We start from the raw sequence: 18,207 nt of genomic DNA, 5'->3' as shown, positions 1-18,207 counted from the left end.
ATCGCGACCAGCACCGCGATCGCCGCCACGACGATCGCCCACCGTCGTCGCGCTCACGCCGGACCACGCTCACCCGCCCAGCAGGACGACGAGCGGCAGGGCGCCCGGCGGCGTCAGCACGCGAGGTCACCGGCGGGTGACGATGCGGATGGTATGGAGCAACTGGTATGGATCGGTCACGCGCTGGCATCGTTATATGTATATGCGTGACTACCGTCACGACACCCATGCCTCGGGAGGCCGCGTGAAAAGATCGATCGCCGCTGTCAGTGCCGCGCTGCTCGCCGGCGGCGCGCTGACCGCAGTCGCGTTCCCGGCGAACGCGTCACCCGCGCCGGAGACGACACCGTCCACCCTCCAGGCCCACCGGGCCGACATCCGCGCCGCGGACGCGGAGGCCTACACCGTGTTCAGCCAGAAGGCCGACGCCGACGGCGCGAAGCACACGCGCTACACCCGCACGTATCGCGGGCTGCGGGTCTACGGCGGCGACTTCGTCATGCACACCGCGCCGGGCGGCGCCTTCGCCGGCACGTCCGTCGGCCTGCACGCGCCCCTGACCCTCGGCGTCACCGCGAAGGTGGCCAAGGGCGACGCGGCGGCGAAGGCCCGATCGGCGTTCGACGGCTCCGTGACCGCCGCCGGCAGCCCGGAGCTGTTCGTCGACGCGAGCGGCGGCACCGGCGTGCTGGCCTACGAGACCGTCGTCAGCGGCTGGCGGCCGGACGGCCAGACGCCGTCGCGGCTGCACGTCGTCACCGACGCCACCACCAACACGGTCCGCGGCTCCTTCGACGAGATCGAGACGGTCGCCGGCACCGGCAACAGCATCTACTCCGGCAGCGTCTCCGTCGACACCACCCAGTCCGGGTCGGCCTACTCGATGGTCGACCCGTCGCACGGCAACGGCCGCACCTGCGACATGAACAACAGCACGGCCGGTACCTGCACCACGTTCACCGACGCCGACAACACCTGGGGCACCGGCGCCAACAGCAACCGCCAGTCGGCCGGCGTCGACGCGCACTACGGCGCCGCCAAGACCTTCGACTACTACAAGAACGTCCACGCCCGCGACGGCATCTTCGGTAACGGTACGGGTGTGCCGAGCCGCGTCCACTACGGCAACGCCTACGTCAACGCGTTCTGGGACGGCTCGCAGATGACCTACGGTGACGGCGCGGGCAACAACCGGCCGCTGGTCTCCCTCGATGTGGCCGGCCACGAGATGAGCCACGGCGTCACCGAGAACGTCGTCCCCGGTGGTCTTACCTATTCGGGGGAGTCGGGTGGCCTGAACGAGGCGACGAGTGACATCTTCGGGTCGATGGTGGAGTTCTACGCGGCGAACGCGGCGGATCCGGGTGACTACCAGGTCGGCGAGAAGATCGACATCAATGGTAACGGTTCGCCGTTGCGGTACATGTACAACCCGTCGCTGGACGGTGCGTCGGACTCGTGCTGGTCGACGTCGACGAAGAACAAGGACGTGCACTACTCCTCGGGTGTGGCCAACCACTTCTTCTTCGACCTGGCTGAGGGCACGGGCGCGACGGCGTACGGCACGTCGCCGGTGTGCGGTTCGGCGCCGGCGGTGACCGGGATCGGCCGGGCGAAGGCGGAGAAGATCTGGTTCCGGGCCCTGGATGTGTACTTCACGTCGAACACCTCGTACGTGAACACCGCCAACCCGGCCAACACCGCCCGCGCCTACACCCTGCGCGCGGCCACCGACCTGCACGGCGACTGCTCCACCGAGTACAAGGCCGTCCAGGCGGCGTGGACCGCGGTCAACGTCGCCGGCAGCGACGCGCCCTGCACCGGCAACCCGGCGAACGACTTCACCGTGACGGTCGCTCCGTCGTCCGGCTCGGTCACCGCCGGCGCCTCGCTCACCGCGACGGTGTCGACGACCACGTCGAGCGGCAGCGCGCAGACGGTCGCCTTCACCGGCAGCGGCCTCCCGGCCGGCGCCACCGCGTCGTTCAGCCCGTCGTCGGTCACCTCCGGCGCGGCCTCGACGCTGACCATCACCACCGCCGCGTCGACCCCGGGCGGCACGTACACCGTCACGATCACCGGTACCGGCACCTCGGCGACCCACACGGCGACGTTCGAGCTGACCGTCACCGGCACCCCGGGCACCTGCGGCAGCCCCGGCCAGAAGCTCGGCAACCCCGGCTTCGAGACCGGCACCGCACCGTGGACCGGCAGCACCGGCACGATCGGCAGCTTCAGCGGCCAGCCCGCCCACGGCGGCACGCGCATCTCGTACCTGAACGGCTACGGCTACAGCTCGTCGGAGAACATCGCGCAGTCGGTGTCGCTGCCGGCGGGCTGCACGACGTACACCTTCAGCTTCTGGCTCCACATCGACAGCACCGAGACGACCGGCACTGTCGCCTACGACACGCTGCGGGTCCAGGTCCTCAACTCGTCGGGCACCGTCCTGGCGACCCTGGCGACCTACAGCAACCTCAACAAGGCCGCGGGCTACACGCAACGGTCGTTCTCGCTCGCGGCGTACGCCGGCCAGACGGTCTCGGTGAAGTTCCTCGGCACCGAGGACGCGTCGCTGCAGACCTCGTTCGTGATCGACGACACCGCGATCACCGTGTCCTGATCAGGCCCGGACGCCGGGCGGGGTGAAGGCGGCCCCGCCCGGCGCGTCGGGATCACGACCCGGCAGGGGTGCCCGCTCAGATCGACCGCATGCACCACACGGCCTTGCCGTCGGCGGTCGGGCGGGTGCCCCACCGGTCGCACAGCGACGACACCAGCTGCAGGCCCCGGCCGTGCTCGTCGTCCGGGGTCGGGCGCTGCTTGCGCGGCAGGTACGGGGCGGTGTCGTGCAGCTCCAGCACCACGTGCGTCGCCGCGCGGCGCAGCCGCAACTGGATCGGCGGCCGGCCGTGCAGCACGGCGTTGGCGGCCAGCTCGCTCACGACCAGCACCAGGTCGTCGATCACCCGCGGCGGCGCCGACCAGCGGCGCAGGGTGGTGTCGACGAGCCGGCGCGCGTCGCGGACGGCGCTCTCGCGGGCCGGCATGTGCTGGATGACCGACTGCTGCTCGCCCGGTTCGCCGACGACGCGGGTGAGCAGCAGCGTGATGTCGTCGTCCGGGCCGTCGGGCAGCAGCCGCGACACCAGGCGGTCCGGGACGTCGGCGAGCGGCCCGGTGATCTCGCCGACCAGCGCCGCGAGCGCGAAGATGCCGCTGTCGAGATCCCGGTCGCGGTGCTCGACGAGACCGTCGGTGTAGAGCGTCAGCAGCGCGCCGACCGGCAGTTCCACCCGCTCCTCGGCGAGCGTGTGCGGGCCGGTGCCCAGCGGCGGGCCCGACGCCGTCAGCGGGCGCGGGGCGGCACCCGGCAACAGCAGCAGGGGCGGCAGGTGACCGGCGTTGGCGTACGTCAGGCTGCGCTCGCCCGGGTCGTAGACCGCGTACACGCAGGTGACGATCTGGTCCTCGCGCAGGTCCCGGACGACCCCGTCGAGGTACTCGAGCACGTCGGCGGGCGGCAGGTCCAGCCGGGCGTACGCGCGGACGGCCGCGCGCAGCTGCCCCATGACGGCGGCCGCCGGCACCCCGCGGCCCATGACGTCGCCCATCACCAGGGCCGTGCGGTCGGCGCCGAGCTCGATCACGTCGTACCAGTCGCCGCCGACCTGCGTGCCGGCCACGCCCGGCCGGTAGTAGGCGGCCAGGTCGAGATGCTCGGGGCGGATCGTCACCGGCGGCATGAGGCTGCGCTGCAACTGGTCGGCGATGCGGTGCTCCCGGGCCGCGGCCTCCTGCGCCGCGGCCGCCGCGGCGAGCGCCTGCTCGGTGCTGCGCTGCTCGGTGACGTCCTGGTTGGAGCCGCGCAGCCGGACCGGGTTGCCGGCGGCGTCGCGCTCCAGCTCGCCGATCGTGCGGAACACCCGCAGCGTGCCGTCGGGCATCGCGACGCGGGCCTCGTAGTCCAGCGGCTCGCCGCGGACCGCCGCCGCCAGCGCGGCCTCCACGCGGGGCCGGTCGTCCGGGTGCATGCGCTTGTTGATGCCGAGCAGATCCCGCTCTTCGAGCAGCTGCTCGGCGGTCACCGCCAGCTGGCGCAGGAACTCGCCGGAGCCGTGCACGGCGCCGGTGGCCAGGTCGACCTCCCAGCTGCCGACGGCCGCGAGGCGCTGCGCCTGGTCGAGCAGTTCCTGGCTGCGCTGCAGCTCGTCGCGGGTCCGGCGGAGCCGGTCGAACTCCAGGTTGGCCCGCACCCGGGCGCGCAGCTCACGCGGCGAGAACGGCTTGACGAGGTAGTCGTCGGCGCCGGCGTCGAGGCCCTCGACGGTCGCCTCGTCACCGGCCCGCGCCGAGAGCATGATGACCGGCAGGTGCCCGCCGACCTCTTCCGCGCGCAGCGCGGCGACCAGGCCGAAGCCGTCGAGGTCGGGCATCATGACGTCGGTGACGACCAGTTCCGGAGGGTCCGCCCGGCACATCGCCAGCGCCACGGCGCCGTCGGTCGCCTCCAGCACCCGGTAGTCGGCCTCCAGGGCGCGGCGGATGTAGTCACGCATGTCCGCGTTGTCGTCGACGACCAGCACCCGCGGCGCGGCCCGGGGCGGTTGCGGCGGTGCCGGCGTGGGTTGCGGCGCCTCGACCCAGCGGTCGATCTCGGCCAGGTAGCCACGCTCATGCGGTACCACCGCCGCGTCCGTGGCCGGCGCGAGCTGCTCCGGCGGCAGATGGTCGCTCCCGAAGGGGATGCGGACGGTGAACGTGCTGCCCACACCGGGGGCGCTGCGCACCGCGACCGTCCCGCCGTGCAGCGCGGCGAGCTCGGCGACGAGCGCGAGCCCGATCCCGGAGCCCTCATGCGTGCGGGACCGGGTGCCCATGATCCGGTGGAAGCGGTCGAACAGCGCGCCCTGGTCGGCGGGGTCGATGCCGACGCCGGTGTCGGTGACGCTCAGCTCGGCCGCGTTCCCGGCCGCGGCGAGCCGCACGGTGATCGAGCCGGCGAAGGTGAACTTCAGCGCGTTGGACAACAGGTTGAGCGTGATTTTCGTCCACATCTCGCGGTCGGCGTGGACCGGCTGGGGCAGCGGCGGGCAGTCGACGACCAGGGCGAGCCCGATCCGCTCCGCCGCGGGGGCGAACATGGCGGCGAGCTCCGCGGTGACACGGGCGAGGTCGAGCGGCTCGAACCGGGCCTCCAGCCGCCCCGACTCGAGGCGCGAGAAGTCCAGCAGCGTGTTGACCAGCTTGAGCAGCCGCTCGGCGTTGCGGTGCACCACCTCGAGACGCTCCCGGTGCCCCGGGGGCAGCGGCGACGCCTGGTCGGCCAGCGCGTCCTCGGCGGGGCCGAGCAGCAGCGTGAGCGGCGTGCGGAACTCGTGGCTGACGTTGGTGAAGAACGCCGTCTTGGCCCGGTCGAGCTCGGCGAGCGACTCGGCGCGGTGCCGCTCGGCCTCGTAGGCGCGCGCCGTCGCCAGCCGGGCCGCGATCTGGCCGGCGAGCAGGTCGATGAAGCCGGAGTAGGCGGCGTCGAAGGGACGATACCGGTTCAGGCCGACGGTGAGGAACCCGTACGGCCGGCCGCCGCCGTGCCGCGCGAGCGGCACCAGCCGGACCTCGGCCGGCGGCTCGGGCCACGCGCCGGCCGGCAGCCCGGTCAGCCCGCCCAGCGTCAGCGGGACGCCGCGGGCCAGCTCGGCGAGCGGCCAGGGCGGCTCACCGGCCGGGTCGAGGATCGGGTGGCCGGCCGGGACGCCGGTGCTGGACACCAGCCGCGTGGTCTCGTCGTCCTCGAACAGGTGGATCAGCGTGAACGGCAGGTCGTCGGCGCGGCCGCCGAGGTGCCGGGCGGCGGTCGCGAACACCTCCGCGTCGCTGATGCCGGCGGGCTCCGCGCCGAAGTCGGAGCCCAGGTCCCGCAGCGTCGCCATCCGCCGCTCGCCGATGACCCGGTCGGTGTCCTCGCTGACCACGCAGAGCATGCCGGCGATCGCGCCGGCGTCGTCGGTGAGCGGGCTGTAGGAGAAGGTGTGGTACGTCTCCTCGGTGTAGCCGCTGCGCCCGAGGAACAGCTGGAGGGCCTCGTCCCACGTCGCGACCCCGGTGCCGACGACCGTGCGGATGCGGGGGCCGATCTCGGGCCAGATCTCCGCCCACACGTCGGCGGCCGGGCGGCCGAGCGCCCAGGGGTACTTCTTGCCGAGCGTGTCGCGGCGGTAGGCGTCGTTGCAGAAGAACGTCAGCTCCGGGCCCCACGCCATCCACATGGAGAACCGGGAGCCGAGCAGGATGCGCACGACCGAGCGCAGGCTCTGCGGCCAGCCGGCGGGCGGGCCCAGCGGGGTCGCCGCCCAGTCGACCGCGGCGAGGTCGCGACTGACCTCCGTGTCCCCGAAGAACGGGTCGGAGGTCGGGTCAGCCATGCTCCCAGCCTACGCACAACCATTGCCGCGCACAGGCTGCGCCGGCCGGTGGATCGTCCACTCCGGACGGTTCCGGCCCGGCGGGGGCGGTGCTCTATCGTCTCAGCCATGTTCATCGATGGCTTTCCGCTGACGGTGCGGGCGTGGGTGCGGGCCGCCAGGGTTCGCCATCCATGGCGCGGTTGCCCCCGTCGACATCAGCCGCACCACCGATGGCGAACCGGCGCGCACCGGACATTCCCGGTATCGATCATATATGATTGTGGTGGGCGCAAGCCCATGTCAAGAGCGGAATCCGCACGTGCAACCTGAGCCCTCCAAGCACGAGCTCGCCTATCGAGAGATCCGTGGGCGCATCATCGACGGCCGGTACGGCCCCGGGCACCGGCTGGTGCTCAGCAGCCTGGCCCGCGAGCTCGACGTCAGCCCCGTGCCGGTGCGCGAGGCGATCCGGCGGCTCGAGGCCGAAGGACTGGTCCACTTCGAGCGCAACGTCGGCGCCCGGGTGGCGACGCTGCAGAACGAGGAGTGGGAGCGGCTCGTCGAGATGCTGGCGCTGCTCGACGGCTACGCGTTCGCCGCGGCGGCGCCGTGCGTGACCGCGGAGCAGATCACCGAGGCCCGGGCGCTCAACGCCGCGCTGCGTGCCGGCGCCGCCGCCCGGCCGCTCGACCACGGCCAGCTCATGGCACTGCACCGGCGGTTCCACCGCACGATCTACGGGTGCTGCCCCAACCGCTACATGATCGAGGCGCTCGACGGCATCTGGGCTCGCATCGACGCCTCGCGGGTCCTGGCCTCGCTGTATCCGGAGGTGCGGCTGCCGGCGGCGGTCGACGAGCACGACGCGCTGCTCGACCTGCTGGAATCCGGCGCGCACGACGCGGCGGAGCTGGAGACGGCGGCGCGGGAGCACAACCTCAACACGATCCGGGCGATCCGCGGCCGGGTGGGCAACTGACACCTGGACATAAGAAGACCGGCATCCACGGGGGAAGATGCCGGTCTCACGTTCAACTATACGACGCCGAGCCGTTTCCCGCCAGAGGGCAGTTCCGCGATCACGCCGTCACCGGGCGGGCTCTCCGGCCGGCTCGGTGTCCACGGTGTGCGGCACCTGTGGCGGTACGGCCCGGATCGCCCGCTCGTGCACGCCGACGACGGCGGGTTCGTCGGTGGTGTTGTCGCCTGACGGGGCGGTGGTGTCCTCGGCCGGCCCGGCGGCCTTGTCGCCGGGCCGGACGGCGTGAGCGGCCGTGCCGTCTTCCCTGGAATCCGTGCGGCTGCGCCTGATCGCCGTCTCAGCCCTGGCTCGTGTCTCAGCCCTGGCCCAGGTCTCGGTCCTGACCTCGGCTTTGACCTCTGTCTCGGCTCTGGCCCCTGTCTCGGTCTTGGAACCTGCCCTGGCCGTCGGCTCGGCCCTGGCCAGGGCCTCGGCCCTGATCGCTGTTCTCGCCTTGATCGCTGCTTGTGGCTTGATTCCTGTCTCGGCGATGATCGCGGTTCGTGCCGTGATCGGTGGTTCCGGGTTGATCGCTGTTTCTGCTTTGATCCCTGTTTCTGCTTTGATCGCGCTTCCCGCGCCGACCGCTGCTCCGGCGTTGACCAGCGTTCCCTCGTTGATCGGTATCTCCGGCACCGCGGTCGTGGGCTTCGCCGTCGCCGCCATCAGGCCGGCGACGAGCGCGCCGGCGACCAGGCCGTCGATCCAGTAGTGGTTGGCGGTCCCCACCACCACGATCATGGTCAGCACGGGGTGGGCCGCCCACAGCCAGCGCCAGCGGCTCCGGGTCGCGATGATCAGCCCGGCCGCGACGACAATCGCCCAGCCCACGTGCAGTGACGGCATCGCCGCGTACTGGTTGCTCAGCGTGTCGCTCTGCGGTGGCCCGTACACGGACGGGCCGTAGACGGCGGCCGTGTCGACCAGCCCGAGCCCGCCGAGCATCCGCGGCGGGGCGAGCGGAAACACGAAGTGGATGACCAGGCCCATCGCCGTGAGCCAGGCGAGCATCCGGCGGAAGCGCACGTAATGCTCGGGGCGGAAGAAGTACATGAACAGCAGGAACGCCACCGTCGCCGGGAAGTGCACCACGGCGTAGTAGATGTTGGCGGTCCGGATCAGGCCCTCGCTGCTGAGCAGGAGCTGCTGGAAGCCGGCCTCGTCCGGCAGGCGCAGCGCCCGCTCGATGTGCCAGACCAGGTCGGCGTCGGCGAAGGCGTCACTCACCCGCCCGTCGACGACGAGCCGTCCCACCTTGTACGCCAGGAACAGCCCGACCACCAGGAGCAACTCTGTCCACGCACGTGGGCGTCGTCTGGCGGAGCCTTGCCGTTCATCGAGTCCCACCCCCGCGTTCACGATCAGAAGGTACCTGATGTTGCCAAGTCGGCAATATTGCTGATCGGGAAGCCTTCGGGAGTCGTCCGTCACTCGGCCGGTACGATAGTTTATGCTTCAATAAAGTTTCCGTTGCTGATGCAAGGAGCACGATGAGCAGCCGAGCCGACCTCGCGATCGCCGCCCTCCGCAAGGGCCACGACGACCTGACCGCGCTGGTCCGCGGCCTCACACCCGAGCAGCTGACCGGCCCGTCCGCCGCGAGCGAGTGGGACGTGTCGCAGGTCGTCAGCCACCTGGGCAGCGGCGCCGAGATCAACCTCGAGGTGGTGCGGGCCTCGCTCGAAGGCCGTCCGGCACCGCAGTTCGAGTTCAACAAGGGCGTCTGGGCCCGCTGGGACGGGATGACCCCGCAGGAGCGGCAGGAGGCGTTCCCGGTGGCGAACGAGCGCCTCGTCGAGGCGTACGAAGCGCTCGACGCCGCCCGGCGCGCGTCGCACCGCATCGACGTCGGCTTCCTGCCCGAGCCCGTCGACGTCGCCACCTCGGCCCTGCTGCGGCTCACCGAGTTCGGTTTCCACGACTGGGACATCCGGGTCGCGTTCGACCCGTCAGCGGTCCTCGCGCCGGAGGCCGCCGAGCTGATGGCCGACCGGGCCGGGTCGATGTTCGGCTGGGTCGCGAAGCCGGATCGCCTCGAGGGCCGCACCGCCCACCTGCTGCTGACGCTCACCGACCGCGACGAGCGCCTGGGCCTGCGGATCGCCGACACGGTCGAGCTCACCGACCTGCCGGCCACCGCGGACGGTGAGCTGTCGCTGCCGCTCGAGGCGTGGCTCCGGCTGACCGTCGGCCGGCTCGCCCCGAAGTACACGCCCGGCTCGGTCAAGGTGACGGGTGACCTGTCCCTGGACGACCTCCGGAAGGTCTTCCCCGGCTTCTGACGGCCGGCCGGTCCCGTCCCCCTGCACGTTCCGTCACGGTGTCGACGCTGGGCGAACTGGGGGACAGGGTCGTCGGCGAACCTGCGGCGAGATGTCCGGATGGCAGACGCGCTCGACGGGCAGCCGGTCCTCGCCGTGCCCGAGATGGTCGAGGCCACCTGCGTCGTGGCCACCTCCCGGCCGCCCGGTGACGGCGGCCCGGGCCGAGCTGCCGAACGCGCGGGCGCGGTTCCTGGGCGCGGCCCTTCCTCGTCAGAGCCACCTGATCGTCAAGGCCGCACGGCGACGTCCGCGAGTTCATCTGGTCGACGGTCACGTCGTGGCCCGAGCCGGGCAGGATGCACGGCGTCAGCATGTCCGACGCCGAGTCGGATCCGGCGGTACGTGCCGGCCGCCCCACCACCGTCGACGCCGCGACCGTCGTCGACCCGGGCATCTGGATCGACGGAAGGGCATTGTCGAAGGCGGCTGGACCAACCGTCTTCTGACCGAGTGACCGGTTGTCGTTCTGACCGGCGAGTCTGAGGGTCGGGCGCCGTCCCGGCTGATCGGACAGCCCTGCTCGTCGGCCGCGGCTGGCCCGCTCGTTCAGTCCGCGTGCGGCGTGTGCTTTGCCTCTACGGGGGCGGGGGACGGCTTGCTGGCCGGCCTGTCGTGTGGACCGTCGTGGTCGGCTTGTCCTGCGGGACGGTGGTCGGCGGCGTCTTGCCGGAGCCGTCGGTGGCGGTGGGGCCTTTGCCGTGGCGTGACGGCTGACCGCGCCAAGTCCCGGCAGCGCCAGGGCATGCGGTGTCCGCGGACGATGAGTTCGGAACCAGGGAGCAGACGATCGCGCCGGAGCCCGGGTGCCGCCCCGTTGCGGCACCGCGGGACCGCCGGTCGCGTCAGGGCTCGACGGGCCGGCGCAGCGAGTAGGTGACCGCGTGCAGGCGGTGCGGCTGGCCGATGATCATCGCGGCGCGATCGTACGCCTGCCAGCCCTCGGCGCCGGCGCGGTTGAGGTGCCGCAGGTCATTGAACCGTTCGTCGGTGCCCCAGCGCTGGACCCCGCCGGGGTGGTGGAAAACCGCATCCCAGTCCTCGAACTTGTCCGTGCCGAGCGTGCCCGCCGCACGGTACTCCAGTCTCGCGTATTCCCATTGCGTCACGGGATACATCATGCCGGACATCGAGCACCGTTACCGGATAGGGCCCAGCGGCCGTGGTCGGGCGGTGACGTAGCGTTGAGGGCGTGGAACGTGATCGGGACGAGGCCGGTCGGGCCCGGAACGCGCGGCCCCGCGACGGGCTCGGCCGCCCGCTGCCGCGCGGCGCCGAAGGGGTGCCGACGATGCCGGACGATCTGCGGGTCACCCCCGCCGAGGCCCTTGAGCAGGCACAGTGGCTCCTCGACGAGGACCGGCCGTTCCATGCCCACGAGGTGCTCGAGGCGGCGTGGAAGGCGGCACCTGATGCCGAACGCGAACTGTGGCGGGGCCTTGCACAGCTCGCAGTCGGGCTGACCCACGCCCGGCGCGGCAACTCGACGGGCGCGGAACGCCTGCTCCAGCGGGCGGGGGAGCGGATCGCGCAGTACCGCGCCGACCCGCCGTACGACATCGACATCGACGGCCTCGTGGCCTTCTGCGCCGCCGGTGCGGGCACGCCCAGGTTCAGGCGGTCACGCGCTTGAGGCATGGCCGGGCGCCCGGCGGGGTAGACAGAGGGCCCATGGACCTTGCCTTTCTCCAGCCGCTGTACCGGCATCCGGGGCCGTTCGCCTCGCTGTACCTCGACGTCTCGCGCGACACCGCGGACGCGGCGCGGATGATCGGCATCCGCTGGCGTGACGCGCGTGACGACCTGGACCGCGCCGGCGCCGACACCGCCACCCTCGACGCGTTCGAGGCGACGCTGAACACGCTGCCGCCGGTGGAGGGGCGGGCAGGTCTCGCGCTCTTCGGGGCGGGCGGCGAGACGCTGCTGGCGGAAACGTTCCCGAACCCACCGTCGGTCACCGGATCGTCGCTCGGCTCGCTACCGGACGTGATGCCGCTGGCAGCGGCGCGTGGCGAAATACTGCCGTGGATGCGGGTGGTGGTCGACCACACCGGCGCAGATCCGGGACGCATCACGCACGGCGAGATCGACCGCCGGCTGGGGGCCGAGGGGCACAGCGAGCTCCCGATCCACAAGGCCGGCCGGGGTGTCCGGTCGGCGCCGCGGTACGGGCAGGTGGCCGGACTCACCTGGGAACGCAACGCCACGGAGATCGCCGAGGCGGTGACCGCCATGGCGGAGGAGGCCGGGGCGGAGATCGTGGTGGTCGCGGGCGACCCGCAGGCCCGTCCGCTGCTCGTCGACCACCTGTCGGCACGGTGGCGGGAGCGGGTCGTCCAGACGGATGCCGGCTCGGACACCCTGGACCGGCCCACCGGGATCGCCGTTGCCGAACTGGCGGACCGGCGGGTCAGTGACCTGCTGGACCGTTACCACGCGGAGCTGAGCCACAACGCCGCCGCGGGCACCGGGCTCGCCGCCGTGGTGGCCGCACTACAGCGCGCACAGGTCGACACGCTGCTGCTGGTCGACGAACGTTCCTCGACGGAGCAACTGTGGGCCGGCCCGGAACCGGTGGACGTGTCGCTGTCCGCCGACGAGCTCAAGGCGGCCGGTGTCACCGATCCCCAACGGGTCCGGGCCGACGCCGCGCTGGTCCGGGCGCTGGCCGGCACGGACGCCGACCTGGTGCTGGTCCAGCCGGACGACGCCTGGCTCAACGGTGGCGTCGGGGCGGTGCTGCGGTTTGCCGACGCGGCGACCCGCCACCACTGAGCCGCTGCCTGGGACCGGCCTGCCGACTGCGCGGGATGCGGCGGCTGGCGGCCAGGTCAGGAGGCCGCCGAACCGCACTGCCCGGCGCAACGCCGCGCCGGTTCCGGGCTTCCAGGCACGCTGCCGGTTCGGGCCCTTGTGCCGCGACGCCGGTTGCGGGCATCGCATCATGTTGCCGGCTTCGAGTGTCGTGGCGCGCTGCCGACCCCGGGGCACTGCGGTGCGTCGGTGGCCCCGGGACCCGCGGTTGCGCTCACTGTCGCTCGTCGACCACCCTGCGCATCTTGCCGGCCGAGCGCTCGACGCCGCCCGGGTCCAGCACCCGGACCTCCACGGTGACGCCGATCGTGCTCTTCACCATGGCGCCGAGTGTGGTACCGGCGTCGAGCGCCACATCCTCCGGCGTTTCCGGGCGACGCTCAGCCAGCACCGTCAGCGTGTCCAAACGGTCACGGCGGGAGAGCACGCACTGGAAGTGCGGTGCCAGGGCCGGAATCCGCAGGAGAAGCTCCTCGATCTGGGTCGGGAACACGTTCACACCGCGCACGATCATCATGTCGTCGCTACGGCCGGTGACCTTCTCCATGCGGCGCATCGTGCGGGCGGTGCCGGGCAGCAGCCGGGTCAGGTCGCGGGTGCGGTACCGGATCACCGGCATCGCCTCCTTGGTGAGCGAGGTGAACACCAGCTCACCGGGCTCGCCGTCGGGCACCGGAACGCCCGTGGCCGGGTCGATCACCTCCGGGTAGAAGTGGTCCTCCCAGATGTGCAGGCCGTCCTTGGTCTCCACGCACTCGTTCGCGACCCCGGGCCCCATCACCTCGGACAGCCCGTAGATGTCGACGGCGTGCATGTCGAGCCGCGACTCGATCTCGGCCCGCATGTCGTTCGTCCACGGCTCGGCACCGAGGATGCCGATCTGGAGCGCGCTCTCCCGCGGATCGAGGCCCTGCCGCGCCATCTCGTCGACGATCGCGAGCAGGTACGACGGCGTGACCATGATGATGTCCGGCCGGAAGTCGCGGATCAGCATGACCTGCCGTTCGGTCATGCCGCCGGACACCGGCACCACGGTGCAGCCGAGCCGCTCCGCGCCGTAGTGGGCGCCGAGGCCGCCGGTGAACAGGCCGTACCCGTACGCGACGTGGACGATGTCGCCGGGCCGGCCGCCGGAAGCGCGGATGGAGCGTGCCATCAGGTCGGCCCAGGTGTCGATGTCGCGCTGTGTGTAGCCGACGACGGTCGGTTTTCCGGTGGTACCGGATGAGGCGTGGACGCGCACGACGCGTTCCCGGGGGACGGCGAACATGCCGAAGGGGTACTGGCGTCTGAGGTCGTCCTTCGTGGTGAACGGGAACTTGGCCAGGTCGGCGAGGTCCCGGCAGTCGTCCGGGTGCACCCCGGCGGCGTCGAACGCCTGCCGGTAGTGCGGCACGTTCCGGTAAGCGTGTTCCAGGGTCCACTTCAGGCGGCCGAGCTGGAGGGCGGTCAGCTCGTCGCGGGACGCGGTCTCGATCGGCTCCAGGCCGGCGGGGTCAACGGTGACGTCGCGCACCTTTGCATCCTGCACCCGCAGCTCAGAACGTGCGTGCCGGGCGTCACGAGGCGATCGTAGTTGTGGATCTTTCTAAATCGATACAGTAAAGCTCAGCAAGGACCACTGCGAGGGAGAGATTCTGATGGAGACCGCAACTCGTCGCGTGCGCGACGCCGTCACCAGCCGCGTCGAGGCCCGCCGGGCGCGCCGCCGGCTGGCGGGTGAGATCGCCGCGTACCGGACCCCGGCTGAGCGCCTCGAGCTCGACCTGATCCTCGGCCGGCACACCGAGGAGGAGATCGCCGAGATCGACGAGATCCTGCGCCGGCAGGAGGCTGCCGCGCGCTCGACGCAGCACCACGCACTGGCTGTGAACGAGACCTAGCAACAAAGAGGCGGACCGCGGGTGGCGCGGTCCGCCTCTCTGTTGTCGGTTCTGTACCTACTAGTATGTACGGATGGGAACCGCTGATCGCCTCGTCGAGAGCACCCGGGAACTGCTGTGGGAGCGCGGCTACACCGCCACCAGCCCGCGCGCCATCCAGGAGCGCGCCGGCGCCGGTCAGGGCAGCATGTACCACCATTTCCGGGGCAAGCCCGACCTCGCAGCCGAGGCCATCCGTCGTACCGCCGCCGAGTTGCGGACCGCAGCCGAGGCGTCACTGAACGGCCCGGGTGACGCAGTCGAGCGGATCACCGCGTATCTGCACCGTTCCCGAGACGTCCTGAAGGGCTGCCCCATCGGCCGCCTCGCACAGGACCCCGGGATCGTCGACGACCCGGTGCTCCGCGAGCCGCTCGACACGACCTTCACCTGGCTGCGCGGCCGGCTCGCCGAACTGCTCGCCGAAGACGTGCCCGCGGTGGACGCCGGCGCCACGGCCGCGACGATCGTCGCCACGCTCCAGGGCGGCTACGTCCTGGCGCGCGCCGCCGGCTCGACCGAACCCTTCGAGCAGGCCGTTGCCGGCGTGCTCGGCCTGCTGTCCCTCGCCACCGGAAAGGCCTGATCCCGTGTACGCGATGCAGTACGAGCTGACCCTGCCCACCGACTACGACATGCGCATCATCCGCCACCGTGTGCAGACGAAGGGGCACGCGCTGGACGAACGCGCGGGGCTGGGCCTGAAGGCGTACCTGATCCGTGAGGCCGGCGTGGACGGTTCCCCCGTCAACCAGTACGCCCCCTTCTACCTCTGGCACGCGGTACCGGCGATGGCGCACTTCCTTGTCGGCGGCGGCGGTTTCCAGAACATCGTCCGCGACTTCGGCCGTCCGCCGGTGAGTCACTGGACCGGACTGCGCATGGTCACCGGGTCGGCACGCTCGTCGGCACCGCGGGCCGCATCCCGCCGCGTGGCCGACTACTCCGAGTCAGCGGCGGACCTGACGGCACTGGCCGGACATCCAGGCCTCCACACCGCGGCGGTCGCGTTCGACCCGCGCGACTGGCGCCTTGTCCGGTTCGCTCTCTGGCGCGACGAGGTTCCGGCGGACGAGCCGGCCACGGAGCGCTACGAGGTGCTGCACCTCTCGGCGCCGGAGCTCGACGAACTCGTGGAGACCTCGAGAACCTCGGAAACCGATCCGGGGCCGGCCGCACTCACGGCGCGCTGAGCGAGTGGCGCGTCGAGCGAGTGGCGTGCAAAGCAAGCGGCGTGCCGAGCGCCGTGCGGTACGACGGCGCGCCAGAAAGGCGCGCCAGAAACCGGGCGCGTTGCGAACGGCGCGCGACGAACCGGGCGCGCTGGGAACCGGTCACGAACCGCTGAGGCTCTCGGCGGCCGAATCCACGGTGTCGAACAGGTGGAAGACCTTGTCCAGGCCGGTGATCCGGAACACTCGCCGGACGCGGTCGTCCGGGCAGACCACGGCCAGGCCGCCGCCGGTCTCGCGCAGCCGGTTGTACGCGCCGATCAGCACGCCCAGCGTCGTCGAGTCCATGAACGTCACGGCCGACAGGTCGACGATCAGCGTGCCGTTGCCCTGGTCGAGGGCGGCGTTGACGGTACGGCGCAGTTCCGGCGAGGTGCTGACGTCAAGTTCACCCTCGGCGGTGACCACGCCGTGACCGCCGACCGTCGAGATCGAGAACGTCATGTTCGCTCCGGGGTGTGCCGCTTCGAAAAATCGCGGTATGACCGTAGCGTCACTCGGCGCGGACTGTGTGGCAGGGTGGCCTCAGGACGCTACTGTGGGCCTGACCAGGGTTGCGGGAGGGGCGCATGAGCTTGACGGGGGACGACGATCGGGCTGTGCCGATCGAGATCCTGCTCGTGGAGGACGACCCCGGCGACGTGCTCATCACGCGGGAGGCCTTCGCCGATCACAAGGTCCGCAACCGGATCACCGTGTGCACCGACGGCACCGACGCGCTGCGATTCCTGCACCGCCGGCCGCCGTACGCCGACGCGGTGCGGCCCGACATCATCCTCCTCGACCTCAACCTGCCCGGTATCGACGGGCGGGACGTCCTCGAGGCGATCCACGCCGACCCGTCGCTGAACCGCATCCCCGTCGTGATCCTGACCAGCTCGAACGCGGAAGAGGACTTCCTGCGCAGCATCGAGTTGCGCGTGGACACGTATATCCGCAAGCCCGTCGACTTCGCGAGCCTGGTCCACGTCGTCCGCCGGATCGAGGCGTTCTACATCAGCGTGGAGCGGACCGTCACCTCGATGTAGGCGACGGCCCGCCCGCTGCGTGGCTGGGAAAGCGCTCTACGGGGCCTCGATCGCCCCGCGTGCGATCGCGGCCTGGTACCAGCGTCCGCTTGCCTTCACCGTGCGGTCGAGGGTGTCGTAGTCGACGTGCACCAGGCCGAACCTGCGGCTGAAGCCGAACGCCCACTCGAAGTTGTCGAGCAGCGACCACACGAAGTACCCGCGCAGGTCGACACCCGCCGTGATCGCCTCGTGCACGGCGGCGAGGTGCCCCCGCAGGTACGCGATGCGCTCCGGGTCGTCGACACCGCCGTCCGGGCCGACCCGGTCGTCGTAGGCGGCCCCGTTCTCCGTGACGTAGAGCGGGCAGTCGCCGTAGTCGTGACGGATCCGCAACAGCAGGTCACGCAGGCCGGTCGGGTCGACGGACCAGCCCATGTGCGTCACCGGGCCGGGCGTGCGGTGGAACACCACCGACTGCGCGGTCGGATACGGCGTGCCGTGGTCCAGCTGCCCGTCGGGCGCCGCGCCGACCAGGTCCGGCTGGTAGTAGTTCACGCAGACGGCGTCGACCGGCGCCGCGACGACCTGCAGGTCGCCGTCGCGGACGAAATGCCAGTCGGTCAGTGACGCGGTGTCCTCGATCGTGTCGGCCGGGTACGCACCGCGCAGGATCGGGTCGAAGAAGATCCGGTTGAGCAGGCCGTCGATCCGGCGCGCGGCGTCGACGTCGGCCGGGTCGGCGGTGAGCGGCCGGACGGCACCCGCGTTCAGCGCCACCGACACCTGGCCGGTGACGCCGGCGGACCGCAGCGCGGCGACCCCGAGCCCGTGGGCGAGCAGCAGATGGTGGGTGGCGGTCAGCGCGCCGACGTGCCCGCGGCGGCCGGGGGCGTGGCCACCCGTGCCGTAGCCGAGGAACGCCGAGCACCACGGCTCGTTCAGCGTGTTCCACAGCGCGACGCGGTCGCCGAGCCGGGCGGCGACCGCCGCCGCGTAGTCGGCGAAGCGCAGGGCGGTGTCGCGGTTGGTCCAGCCGCCGAGATCCTCCAGTTCCTGGGGGAGGTCCCAGTGGTACAGCGTGGCGACCGGGCGGACACCCGCGGTGAGCAACTCGTCGACGAGCCGGTCGTAGAAGCCGAGGCCGGATTCGTTGACGCCGAGCCCACCGGCGGGACGGACACGGGGCCAGGCGATGGAGAACCGGTACGCCGACAGGCCGAGCTCCGCCATGAGCCGGACGTCCTCGCGGTATCGCGAGTAGTGACCGGTGGCGTGGGCGCCGGTGTCGCCGTTGTCGATCCGGCCGGGCTGCGCGGAGAACGTGTCCCAGATCGACGGGGTCCGGCCGTCGGCGTCCACGGCACCCTCGATCTGGTAGGCGGCTGTCGCGGCGCCCCACCAGAAGGTCGCCGGAAAGGTCAGCAGCCCCTCCGCGGTCCGCACCGCCGTTGTGCTCACACCCACCACCACTCCCCGTGTCGAT

General features: G+C 71.6%; 16 protein-coding genes. 10 read left to right on the top strand and 6 right to left on the bottom strand.

Features of this window, described 5'->3' with window-relative positions:
- The first annotated feature begins 244 nt into the window (after positions 1-244).
- Positions 245-2,623 (top strand): M4 family metallopeptidase, encoded by a 2,379-nt coding sequence (locus tag Dfulv_RS26455; protein ID WP_259856075.1) that lies wholly within the window; start codon positions 245-247, stop codon positions 2,621-2,623.
- A 76-nt stretch (positions 2,624-2,699) separates the two neighbouring features.
- Here the strand turns inward: Dfulv_RS26455 and Dfulv_RS26450 are convergent, their stop codons facing one another.
- Complete coding sequence (locus tag Dfulv_RS26450; protein WP_259856073.1) at positions 2,700-6,422, bottom strand: SpoIIE family protein phosphatase; 3,723 nt, start codon at positions 6,420-6,422, stop codon at positions 2,700-2,702.
- Positions 6,423-6,723: 301 nt separating this feature from the next.
- Between Dfulv_RS26450 and Dfulv_RS26445 the strand changes: the two genes are divergently transcribed.
- The gene (locus Dfulv_RS26445; protein WP_259856071.1) at positions 6,724-7,383 is read left to right on the top strand and encodes a GntR family transcriptional regulator; all 660 of its coding nucleotides are present in this window, start codon (positions 6,724-6,726) and stop codon (positions 7,381-7,383) included.
- A gap of 108 nt (positions 7,384-7,491) precedes the next feature.
- Here the strand turns inward: Dfulv_RS26445 and Dfulv_RS26440 are convergent, their stop codons facing one another.
- Positions 7,492-8,706, bottom strand: coding sequence for a phosphatase PAP2 family protein (locus Dfulv_RS26440; RefSeq protein WP_259856069.1), 1,215 nt, complete (start codon positions 8,704-8,706; stop codon positions 7,492-7,494).
- A gap of 209 nt (positions 8,707-8,915) precedes the next feature.
- Here Dfulv_RS26440 and Dfulv_RS26435 point away from each other — a divergent pair, with 209 nt between their 5' ends.
- Positions 8,916-9,707: a maleylpyruvate isomerase family mycothiol-dependent enzyme gene (locus Dfulv_RS26435; protein ID WP_259856067.1), complete on the top strand. Its 792-nt coding sequence runs from the start codon at positions 8,916-8,918 to the stop codon at positions 9,705-9,707.
- 353 nt (positions 9,708-10,060) lie between these two features.
- Positions 10,061-10,195 carry a hypothetical protein gene (locus Dfulv_RS26430; RefSeq protein WP_259856065.1) on the top strand — a complete coding sequence of 45 codons (135 nt, stop codon included), beginning with the start codon at positions 10,061-10,063 and terminating at the stop codon, positions 10,193-10,195.
- A gap of 396 nt (positions 10,196-10,591) precedes the next feature.
- Here the strand turns inward: Dfulv_RS26430 and Dfulv_RS26425 are convergent, their stop codons facing one another.
- Complete coding sequence (locus Dfulv_RS26425) at positions 10,592-10,855, bottom strand: hypothetical protein (protein WP_259856062.1); 264 nt, start codon at positions 10,853-10,855, stop codon at positions 10,592-10,594.
- Positions 10,856-10,938: 83 nt separating this feature from the next.
- Between Dfulv_RS26425 and Dfulv_RS26420 the strand changes: the two genes are divergently transcribed.
- Complete coding sequence (locus tag Dfulv_RS26420; RefSeq protein ID WP_259856060.1) at positions 10,939-11,379, top strand: DUF309 domain-containing protein; 441 nt, start codon at positions 10,939-10,941, stop codon at positions 11,377-11,379.
- Between the two features lie 38 nt (positions 11,380-11,417).
- Positions 11,418-12,521, top strand: a complete 1,104-nt coding sequence (locus tag Dfulv_RS26415; protein WP_259856058.1) for a baeRF2 domain-containing protein — start codon at positions 11,418-11,420, stop codon at positions 12,519-12,521.
- Positions 12,522-12,774: 253 nt separating this feature from the next.
- Here the strand turns inward: Dfulv_RS26415 and paaK are convergent, their stop codons facing one another.
- A complete protein-coding gene (paaK, locus tag Dfulv_RS26410; RefSeq protein WP_259856056.1) occupies positions 12,775-14,076 on the bottom strand; it encodes a phenylacetate--CoA ligase PaaK in 1,302 nt (433 codons plus the stop codon).
- A 124-nt stretch (positions 14,077-14,200) separates the two neighbouring features.
- Between paaK and Dfulv_RS26405 the strand changes: the two genes are divergently transcribed.
- From Dfulv_RS26405 to Dfulv_RS26395, 3 genes are all read left to right on the top strand, one after another.
- Positions 14,201-14,443 carry a hypothetical protein gene (locus tag Dfulv_RS26405; RefSeq protein WP_259856048.1) on the top strand — a complete coding sequence of 81 codons (243 nt, stop codon included), beginning with the start codon at positions 14,201-14,203 and terminating at the stop codon, positions 14,441-14,443.
- Positions 14,444-14,516: 73 nt separating this feature from the next.
- On the top strand, positions 14,517-15,068 hold the full coding sequence (locus Dfulv_RS26400; protein ID WP_259856047.1) for a TetR/AcrR family transcriptional regulator: 552 nt from the start codon (positions 14,517-14,519) through the stop codon (positions 15,066-15,068).
- A 13-nt stretch (positions 15,069-15,081) separates the two neighbouring features.
- Positions 15,082-15,675: a DUF4865 family protein gene (locus Dfulv_RS26395; RefSeq protein WP_259856046.1), complete on the top strand. Its 594-nt coding sequence runs from the start codon at positions 15,082-15,084 to the stop codon at positions 15,673-15,675.
- Between the two features lie 141 nt (positions 15,676-15,816).
- Here the strand turns inward: Dfulv_RS26395 and Dfulv_RS26390 are convergent, their stop codons facing one another.
- Positions 15,817-16,158 carry an STAS domain-containing protein gene (locus Dfulv_RS26390; RefSeq protein WP_259856045.1) on the bottom strand — a complete coding sequence of 114 codons (342 nt, stop codon included), beginning with the start codon at positions 16,156-16,158 and terminating at the stop codon, positions 15,817-15,819.
- A gap of 125 nt (positions 16,159-16,283) precedes the next feature.
- Between Dfulv_RS26390 and Dfulv_RS26385 the strand changes: the two genes are divergently transcribed.
- Positions 16,284-16,742 carry a response regulator gene (locus tag Dfulv_RS26385; protein WP_259856044.1) on the top strand — a complete coding sequence of 153 codons (459 nt, stop codon included), beginning with the start codon at positions 16,284-16,286 and terminating at the stop codon, positions 16,740-16,742.
- Positions 16,743-16,778: 36 nt separating this feature from the next.
- On the opposite strand, the gene Dfulv_RS26380 is transcribed toward Dfulv_RS26385, so the two are convergent.
- On the bottom strand, positions 16,779-18,182 hold the full coding sequence (locus Dfulv_RS26380) for a GH1 family beta-glucosidase (RefSeq protein WP_259856043.1): 1,404 nt from the start codon (positions 18,180-18,182) through the stop codon (positions 16,779-16,781).
- Positions 18,183-18,207 lie beyond the last annotated feature (25 nt).

Source organism: Dactylosporangium fulvum (assembly GCF_025137375.1).
GTDB classification, from domain to species: Bacteria; Actinomycetota; Actinomycetes; order Mycobacteriales; family Micromonosporaceae; genus Dactylosporangium; species Dactylosporangium fulvum.
The sequence above is the reverse complement of the archived record's forward strand: the minus strand, read 5'-3'. Positions and strand labels throughout refer to the sequence as shown.

Coding starts and splice junctions, on each gene's coding strand:
- Dfulv_RS26450 (WP_259856073.1), bottom strand. CDS start 6,422: ATGGCTGACCCGACCTCCGACCCGTTCTTCGGGGACACGGAGGTCAGT.
- Dfulv_RS26435 (WP_259856067.1), top strand. CDS start 8,916: ATGAGCAGCCGAGCCGACCTCGCGATCGCCGCCCTCCGCAAGGGCCAC.
- Dfulv_RS26430 (WP_259856065.1), top strand. CDS start 10,061: ATGTCCGACGCCGAGTCGGATCCGGCGGTACGTGCCGGCCGCCCCACC.
- Dfulv_RS26415 (WP_259856058.1), top strand. CDS start 11,418: ATGGACCTTGCCTTTCTCCAGCCGCTGTACCGGCATCCGGGGCCGTTC.
- Dfulv_RS26405 (WP_259856048.1), top strand. CDS start 14,201: ATGGAGACCGCAACTCGTCGCGTGCGCGACGCCGTCACCAGCCGCGTC.
- Dfulv_RS26400 (WP_259856047.1), top strand. CDS start 14,517: ATGGGAACCGCTGATCGCCTCGTCGAGAGCACCCGGGAACTGCTGTGG.
- Dfulv_RS26395 (WP_259856046.1), top strand. CDS start 15,082: ATGCAGTACGAGCTGACCCTGCCCACCGACTACGACATGCGCATCATC.
- Dfulv_RS26390 (WP_259856045.1), bottom strand. CDS start 16,158: ATGACGTTCTCGATCTCGACGGTCGGCGGTCACGGCGTGGTCACCGCC.
- Dfulv_RS26385 (WP_259856044.1), top strand. CDS start 16,284: ATGAGCTTGACGGGGGACGACGATCGGGCTGTGCCGATCGAGATCCTG.